Annotated in this window: 5 protein-coding genes; all 5 read right to left on the bottom strand. The window is 30.1% G+C overall.

The genetic code is table 11. The features are described 5' to 3' along the window. Positions 1-628 precede the first annotated feature (628 nt). On the bottom strand, positions 629-1,141 hold the full coding sequence (locus B0A58_RS01450) for a hypothetical protein (protein ID WP_089079577.1): 513 nt from the start codon (positions 1,139-1,141) through the stop codon (positions 629-631). 429 nt (positions 1,142-1,570) lie between these two features. After that, a complete protein-coding gene (locus B0A58_RS01445) occupies positions 1,571-2,431 on the bottom strand; it encodes an Rpn family recombination-promoting nuclease/putative transposase (RefSeq protein ID WP_089079576.1) in 861 nt (286 codons plus the stop codon). A gap of 319 nt (positions 2,432-2,750) precedes the next feature. Continuing rightward, the gene (locus tag B0A58_RS01440) at positions 2,751-4,745 is read right to left on the bottom strand and encodes an ATP-binding protein (protein WP_089079575.1); all 1,995 of its coding nucleotides are present in this window, start codon (positions 4,743-4,745) and stop codon (positions 2,751-2,753) included. Between the two features lie 171 nt (positions 4,746-4,916). Continuing rightward, positions 4,917-5,966, bottom strand: coding sequence for a restriction endonuclease subunit S (locus tag B0A58_RS01435; RefSeq protein ID WP_185740243.1), 1,050 nt, complete (start codon positions 5,964-5,966; stop codon positions 4,917-4,919). Positions 5,967-5,979: 13 nt separating this feature from the next. After that, positions 5,980-7,908 carry an HsdM family class I SAM-dependent methyltransferase gene (locus B0A58_RS01430; RefSeq protein ID WP_089079573.1) on the bottom strand — a complete coding sequence of 643 codons (1,929 nt, stop codon included), beginning with the start codon at positions 7,906-7,908 and terminating at the stop codon, positions 5,980-5,982. Between the last annotated feature and the right edge of the window lie 567 nt (positions 7,909-8,475).

Here is an 8,475-nt window from a genome sequence, read left to right as displayed (position 1 = left end):
AGATTGGGCAATTTTATATGTATATTGGGTATTAGTTCTGACATTAATTAATTCATCGTGAAAACGGCTGATATCTTTTAAGCTTTTAACTTCGAAATTTTCTAATGATTTTAGATAATTTCTTTTATATGTTCTGAAATTTGAATATACTTCATAACCCGATTTTAGTTTAAAATTGTAGCTAACGCCAGCCTGTGAAAAAACTGCCGTTAAATATTTTTCAAAAATAATAAAAAAATAATAAAAAAATAATAAAAAAATAATAAAAAAATAATAAAAAAATAAGATAAAATAGTGTTTTTTATTATTATTTTTTGTACATTTAAACATGCAATATAATCAAGGAATTTCTGATAAGCATGCGGTGGGATTTGTGTGGGAGTGGCGAATTACGTTATCCCACCTGCAAGGTTTCCAAAACCTTGTAGGTGTAAATAAATAGATATAAAAAAGAGGAACCAAATCCTCTTGAAATGCAAACCAAAAACTTTTCGACAAACCCATAAGGGGCGTGAGTGTAATCGGTTTAACTCTTGGATTTTGTTTTTTATAGGTATTCGTTGATTACAATTCATTGCTCGGCTTGCAGATGCAACGAAAGGCTAGCTGTTGGCAGATGGCCTTATTATTAAATTTTAAATTTTCCTTTGTAATCTTCCATATTAGTATAAATTCTTATTCCTAATATTCTCCAATCTCTTGTTCCAATTATTTGGTAATTATATGAATTGTCATTATTCTTTGTAATGTGAACGTTTGAAGCTTTCCAATCAATTCCACTTACAAATCCTGTCATCATTGTGTAGGCATTTATAATTCTAACCTGTTGATCATATTCCTTAAATGTAATCGTTGCGCTAATTGTAGTTACTAATTTTTTTTCTAAAATTATATCTTCAGTAAAGATATGACCATTAATTTTCACTTCACCTACAATTTTGCTTTCGTCTTTAACGTCAAAAATTTTTATTTTATTGTTTTCAACGTTTGGTTTAGCAATAAATGACATTAGTCCAAGAACAAAAATTAATGTAGCAATTCCTCCAAGATTTTCACGGACAATTTTAATTACTTTAAAGCAAATAATTATAAAGTAGAAAAGTATTGAAATATTTAATATTCCCCAAAGTAATTCTAACATAATTTCAAATTTTAGTTAATTTCCTTTTCACATTCAGTTTTTCTAAGCTTTCTGCTAACGTCAGTCTGTGAAAAAACTTGCCGTTTAATATTTTTTCAAAAATAATAAAAAACTATGAAATAAAATAGTTTTTTTTACCCAAACCCACCTCAAAACATCGTTTTACAGCCCACGTTTTTTGGCAACAAAATAATGCTACTTAAAAATAACCCTTTCGCAAATGGCTTCTATTACATTCAAAAACCAGCGTTTTTTTGGTTTTTTGGATAATAAACAAGGTTTTTTCACAGCCTGACGGTTTGTGGCTTGGCGATGTGGCGGAATTAGTAGAACAAAAGTTTCTAAAAACACCTAAACTTTGATTAAGCACAAATGTTTCTAAAAAAGCACTTACCCCGCAATCTTGCAAAACGCTTGTTGGCAGAAGATTTAATTGTCCGTTTCATTTCTCAATTCTTTAACTTTTTCAATTGTCAAACCAGTTGATTTTGAAATTAATTCATTATCTAAACCATTTATGATTAAATTCTTGGCTATATTTTCCTTAATTTTAAACTCCGCCTCAGTTTGCAAAGAAAACAGTTCACTTGCTTTTAAATGCAAACTGTCTAAATAGCGATTATAACCATATTGGTCTTCTTTATCAAGACGCATGATGTCCAAGACTTCGTTGGCTTCTTTCAAACCTTTGGCTTTGAAATCGTCTTTTACTTCGCTGTTTTTCAGGAAGTAAACCCATTCGTCTAAAGTATCTTTTGCAATATCGTTGAATTGATTTACTTTCAACAAATAATATTCAGGAAAAATATCAGCAACTTCTTGTTTTAAAAAAGTTTGTTTTTGTTTTTCAGATAATCCCAAAACATCGTTTTGATGTAATCCTTTGAATTCCGTTTTACCACGATAAATATAATCTTGCCCTTGTCCGAGGTCAAAATAGACGATATTTATGGAAATTACTTTCTTAATTTCCGAATATTTTTGTCCAAGATTTAAGTTTTCTGAAATGGTTTTTGAAACACCATAAGCCATTCGATGGAAGTAATCAATTTCATAAGAGCTTTGAATTTCGATGATGATGATTTCATTTTTAGAATTATGCGTTAATATATCTACACGATTGAATTTATTGTCATCGTATTCCTGATTGCTTTCGCTTTCTAAAATTTGTTCGATTTTGATGTTATCAAACAACAATTCACTCAAAAAACCTTCAAGCACCACAAAATTGGCTTTATTTCTCAAAAGTCGTTTTATTGCCCAATCAAATCGAATTAATTTCTTATTCATCACTTAAAATGTTTGTGCAAAAATACGAAATATTTGTTTTAGTTTTTGATTAATATTTGATGTTACAATTTTAGAAAATATTTTTTTTAAGAAATAGAATTACGTTAAACCGCTTGAAGAAACGAGGATACGTTTCATTAACAGAACTTTACATCCAACTCAACCCATCTCTTTGCGAACCGCCGAGTACGTGACCCGTATGCTCGGTGGTGTACTCAAAGTTTTATTTGTTTTTTTAGGATTTCGTGAATGTGAACATTTGAGAGGCTCTCCCTGCTAGTTTCTGGCAGGGCAGTCTACTCGATTATGTGCTGTGCTTTTATTCAAGTTGTAATTTTTTAAAGAAAATTTTGTTACGTAAAGTCGCATCGCTCATTAATTTTTTAAAACTTATTATTTCAATATACATTTTGTAGCCATTATGAAAACCAAAATAGCCTTCTTTGTCAGGACTTACAATAAGTTGATGCTTTTCAGCAAATTCAATGATTTTATCTGTCAAGTCGCAAACAACGTAACCATAAACTGGTGTATTTTCATTAACTTTTATTTTTTCTAATCCTTCGGGCATTTCATATTTTCCTGCTCGAATGTCTTTTAAGTATTTTCCAATTTGTAAAATAGGGTCATCCTCTTCTTTGTAATTTTCTCTTTTAGGTCTTTTAAATTCAAAAATAGTCAACGGATTACTAAAATTATTATCCCCACTTCTAAATGATTGTTTTTGGTCAAAGACAATCAAGTCGGGTTCTCCCAATGCATCCTTTTTTGTAGATATTTTCTTGTCTGATGCAACATATTCTGAAAAAACCAACCGTTCATCTAACAACCATAAATTATGCTCGTGGTAGTCACAATTTTCAGAGTTTCGTCCCATTGGAAAAATAAGGTTGTGAACATCTTTTTCTAATTCTCCTTTACCATCTTCACGTCTTTTTAAAAGTTGGGTTAATGCTTCTAAAACATTTTTACGATTATAAACATAATGAGCCAAATCACTTTTACCAATTTCAGATATTTTAGAAATTGCCTCTGCCATTCTTCCATTATAATCCGTATCTGGCGAATTTAAAAGTTCTTTTATTTCTGCTCTTGTTGATTGTTCTTTTTTAAATTTCACTTCTTGAAGTGCTAATTCTATGTTTTCCTCTTTAAGATTATAAGTAATAGCAGAAATGTCTAATTCCTTTAAATATGACTTGTGCCAAGGTGCTGAATTATTTACATAATCTCGTATTACTTGATGCTTCTTTTCAGAACGAACTTGTACATCTTCGCCAAAGGCTTCTTTTGTTATAATACCTGCTTGCTTTTCAATTTCTGCTTGTGAAAATGGAAAGTAAAGACTGGTACTATCTTTTGGGAAATCAAAATTTTCTCGTTCTATTGAAACATTTGTGTCAAGATAATCTCCTAAAATATAAGTCTTTATGATGTAATTTTTTTTAGTTCCGTTTTCATCTTCATCGTAAAAATCATCTTCAAATTCTGGAACATATTTATGCAAAGGTGTTTCTGTTACTTCTCTATTATGTCCTGTTAAACTAATTTTGCTTTTCTGACTACCTGGAAAATATATTTTAAAGATTTTCGCTGTAAAAGTTAAGATTTGATTGTCTTTTGCATTTGTTAAAGGAAATTCGCAACTTTTAAATAGTTGAATTTCGTTTTTTCCTTTCAAATAATCGTTTAAAATTATAGATTGAGAATTGTCGTGTTCTTTGATAATAATAGTTGGACACTTGAAAGAACTATTTATGAAAAATATCAATGTCTTTTCAAGTATTTTTTTAGCGATTGTTTCAATTTGTTTTTCAAATGAATGCCCATCTTTTATTCCTTCTAAAACTAAATTTGTATAAGTATCAACTGCTTTTGTTTCTTCAATTTTTTCATCAACAATTATTTCGTATTCTTTTCCAAATCGGAACTTACGACCACTCAAAATGTCTAAATCATTTTTGAAAACACTTTCAATTTTTACATTTTTAAAATACTTGACAAACATAAATCTGCCAAACCCTTTTCCTCCAATATCTTTCTTTAATTCACTATAAAATGTATCGAAACTGTCTCTATTTTCTTGTGTAAAACCTAAACCATTATCTCTAATTTCAATAGTTTTTATATTGGGTTTTGCATTTTCTAACTCAATTGTGTTTTCTCTATGTAAAATAATTTCAATTTTACCATTTTCAGATTTTTTATCTACAATTGATTGAATAGAGTTAACTATTGCCTCAATAATAGGTGTGTAAACATTGGATTTGCTCCGTATGTTGTCAATAGTTCCTTGTATGTTAATTCTACTCATTTTTGTACGGTCGTTAATTTTTTGTACGGTCGCTCGTCAGCATAGCACATAACGGTTTGTAGCTTGGCGAAGTGGCGGATTTTGAAGCACTTACTTTCAATTTAGCACTAAATTTCTTTTGAAAACCAAATGTTCAATTTGGCACTAAACCGCCATTTTGCCAAACTGCTGTTAGGCGTTCGTTGTTTTTCTTGTTAAGTAATTTGTCAATTTTTCGTACTCCAATTTCTTTGTGTAATTTTCCATAAAGTCGTAGTCAGGTTCGCCTTTTTTGTCGATTGGCAACATTAATTTAAAAACTTTTAATCTTTGATTATTTATTGAATATCCGTGTCCAAATTTTTCTTGTTGAGCTGTTATGCAACGAGAAATAAAAAGAAGAATATGTTTGTTTAATTCTGTTTTTGGATTTAAAGCTGTAACGTGGCTGTCTAATAAATAATCAAATGGTTGATAAAATGAAATTCCTGCACCACCATCGCCATCATTATTTAGGGTTAGACTGTTTTTGCTAAATAATTTTTTGTTTTTTTGACTTGCAAAATCTTTACATCCGTTATCTCCTTTTTTTGCAGAAACCAAAGGTATTTGTCCCTTTTCTATGTTTGCCATATTATTTTGGTCTCCTTTTGCGAAATTAAATATATTAGTTAGCTTAAACTCTTTCCATATTCTATTTTCAAATTGACCAACATTTTTAAAGTTCTTTACCTGTTCAATTCTTTCGCTGATATAGTTTTGAAAATTTACAAGCTTGGCACTTTCCTTTTGTCGCATATACTTCTCCATAAAAGCATAATCAGGTTCGCCTTTTTTATTTATTGGAAGAAGTATTTTCTTTTTTGGCAAATCACTACTTGAAAGTTGGTCTCCGTAAGAAAAAATAGAAACAGTTCTTTTAATACATAAGATTAAAAATTCAGCCAAATAAGTATTTAACTCTTTATTAGGAATTTGAATAGTGTGAATTTTCATATCCAAACTTGCTGTATATGAATGGTAAAAAACAGAACCTAAAAATGAAACAGAAATAAAATTAGTAAATTCTCTATAATTTTTGTGGCTTACTTTTTGATATAAACCATAAATACCATTGTTGTTATCTGTTGCAGTTATTCTTGGAATATTACCTTGTTTTAATATTTCTTTAGGTAATAAATTACCTGTAGATACATTGAAAATTTTACCAATTTCAAATTCACCCCACTGAATATTTTTCAAATCCATTTCCATTTTAAAGTTCTTGGTTATCAAATAAATATTCTCTGCCTTGCATTATCATATTAAACTCAAAAGTGAGATAATCAGCAATAGTTTTTTCAAAATCTTCTTCTTTTGGTATTTCGTCGTTGAAATAGTAAAATGAGTGTAGCCATTCGTCTTCAGCTTCAATGGTAGTTTCTACCATAAATTTAGTTTCTGCTCTTTTGTTGTGTAACCAACAATCTAATAAATGGTTTTTTTGAGAAATTGCTCTTGTCGTTTCAACTAATCCAATGTGTTTGCTTACAATAAAGCCGTCATCTTCGTAATTCACAAATTTGCAATATTTTTTGTCTGAATGTGGTTTATGTGCTGTAAATATTGCAATACAAGTATTTGTGCCAACACCATAAAAAGTATTTTTATTTAAAGTGATTACTCCTTCTAATGTATGACTTTGTAAAATTTGTTTTTTGATTGCCTTGTCTTCTTTGGTTTTACCAACCATTGTAGATTGAGGAATAATTGCAACGCAACGACCATTTTCTGCCAAACTATCTAATAAATGTTTGATAAAATTTATTTCAGATAAATGTGCTGTGTCTTTTCCCTTTGCTTGTGAATAAGGCGGATTGATAAACCCAACTGTATAATTGTTCTTTTTTAAATCTTCAACATTTTGCTTTAAAAAGTCATCTTGTATCAAATTACTTTTACCATCGCCACGCAAAATCATATTGGTTGTAGCAATCGCAAACATATTTTCACGCAATTCTATTCCGTGAATATGTTCCTTTTTGATATTGTCTTTTTCTTTTTTGGTTTTAGCTTCGTTAAGCATTTTATGCATACCTGCAATTAAGAAACCTCCTGTGCCACAACAAGGGTCAAAAATTCTGTCAGAGGGTTTAAGTTCTATAATTTCAGAAAACAATTCGGTAATATGTTTTGGTGTTAGGATTACTCCTAATGTTTGTCCATCGTTATTTCCGTAACGCATAAACTCACCATAAAATCTTCCTAATACATCTTCTGCTGTATTGGCTTTTACAGATTTTAGAATGTTCTTTTGAATATATTCAGCAAAATATTTTAAGGGTGTTTTTTCTAAATAATTTTCCTTTGAAATTGTTTCTTTTAATCGTTCGTCTTTTTGGTTTAAAAGTGTTCTGTCTTTAATAATTGTAAACTGATTAAGAACTTTGTCTTTTTTTACAATAGGTTGTACTTGCACTCTGTCCATATGTGTGGAAAGTGCATCATAAATTTTTTGTCCGTCTGTTTTTAAAGTATCGCCTGTTAATTGGTCGATAGAAAAAGATTCTTCACTTAATGCCAACATTAAAGCAGAAACAACCAAAGGTTTTTCTGCATCGCCTAATTGTCCATAATTACGTAAAGATTCGTGTAACTCTTTTGCTTTTTTTAATATATCTTCAAGTTCAAGAGTTTCTTGTGGTGTTTCTCCTAAAACTTGTTCTTTGTAGTATTTTTCTATATTTTCAGTTGTAAAGTTTTCAAAATTTTCAACTTTGTCTAATAGTTTATAACCTTGTTTATCTACAAAAATCGGTCTAATTATATGGTGTTTTTCGTCTCCTGTACAACCAAAAGCAAATATTTTTTTGAAATTTGTTTTAGCTAAAATTTCGTTTGCATAGTGTAAAGCACCATTTTCAGCATAATTTGTAACGGCTTTTTGATTTGTTGAAATTATTTGTTTGTTATCGTCTTCATACAAAACTTGTTTTTCAAGTTCTGATTTGTCTTCGATAACCAAAATAAAATCTCTCGAAATTGCAACAAATTCAGGAAAACCTGATTTTCCTGTTCCTTTTTTGGAAGCTGTTTTTAATGCGTCTTGAATTTCTTTAATATCACTTCCGTTTGGTGTGTATTTTATTTCAGCACTTTCAAGAAGTTTGCTTATAAATATGTCTGTCTTTTTTTCGTTTGCCATTTTACTTTTCTAAAAAGTCTGCAAGATAATAATTTTTATCTTTGTGTTTACTGTCGGTTTTGCGGTTCGCTACAATGACGCACAACTAGTAGATATACGAAAGTTATTGCGTTTTTAACATTCTATATCCACTTCACAAAAGTACAAACAAAAAAACATTTTGCAACTTTTTTGATTAAATAAAAATGAGAAGCAAGAAGTTAGAAGCAAGAGGTTAGAAGCAAGAGGTTAGAAGCAAGAAATGAGAAGCAAGAAGTTAGAAATAAGAAGTTAGAGGTCAGAAATGAGAAATTAGAAGTGTGAAATGATAAAAAAGAAGTTTAAAAAAAATCTTTGGTGAATGGAGACTGTCCATTGGAGGTTGTCCGCATGAGGGATAGAGCAAGGCACCATGTGCTCGTGATAGCCCGACGGCAAAAAAAGGAAGCCCCGCCTGAAGGGTTTGGGGCGTGGGGGCTTTCTTTTTTTTGGCGGCATGCCCTTGTGTGGATGGTTGTTTTTTGTTGTATTATTCAAAAAAAACAGTGTTGTTGTCTGGCTATAAAACGATTTTTTTTAAATTTTTTC

Origin of the sequence: Flavobacterium branchiophilum NBRC 15030 = ATCC 35035 (assembly GCF_002217205.1) — a bacterium.
Taxonomy (GTDB): Bacteria; Bacteroidota; Bacteroidia; order Flavobacteriales; family Flavobacteriaceae; genus Flavobacterium; species Flavobacterium branchiophilum.
Note: the sequence above shows the minus strand (reverse complement) of the source record. Positions and strands in the feature narration are given on the sequence as shown.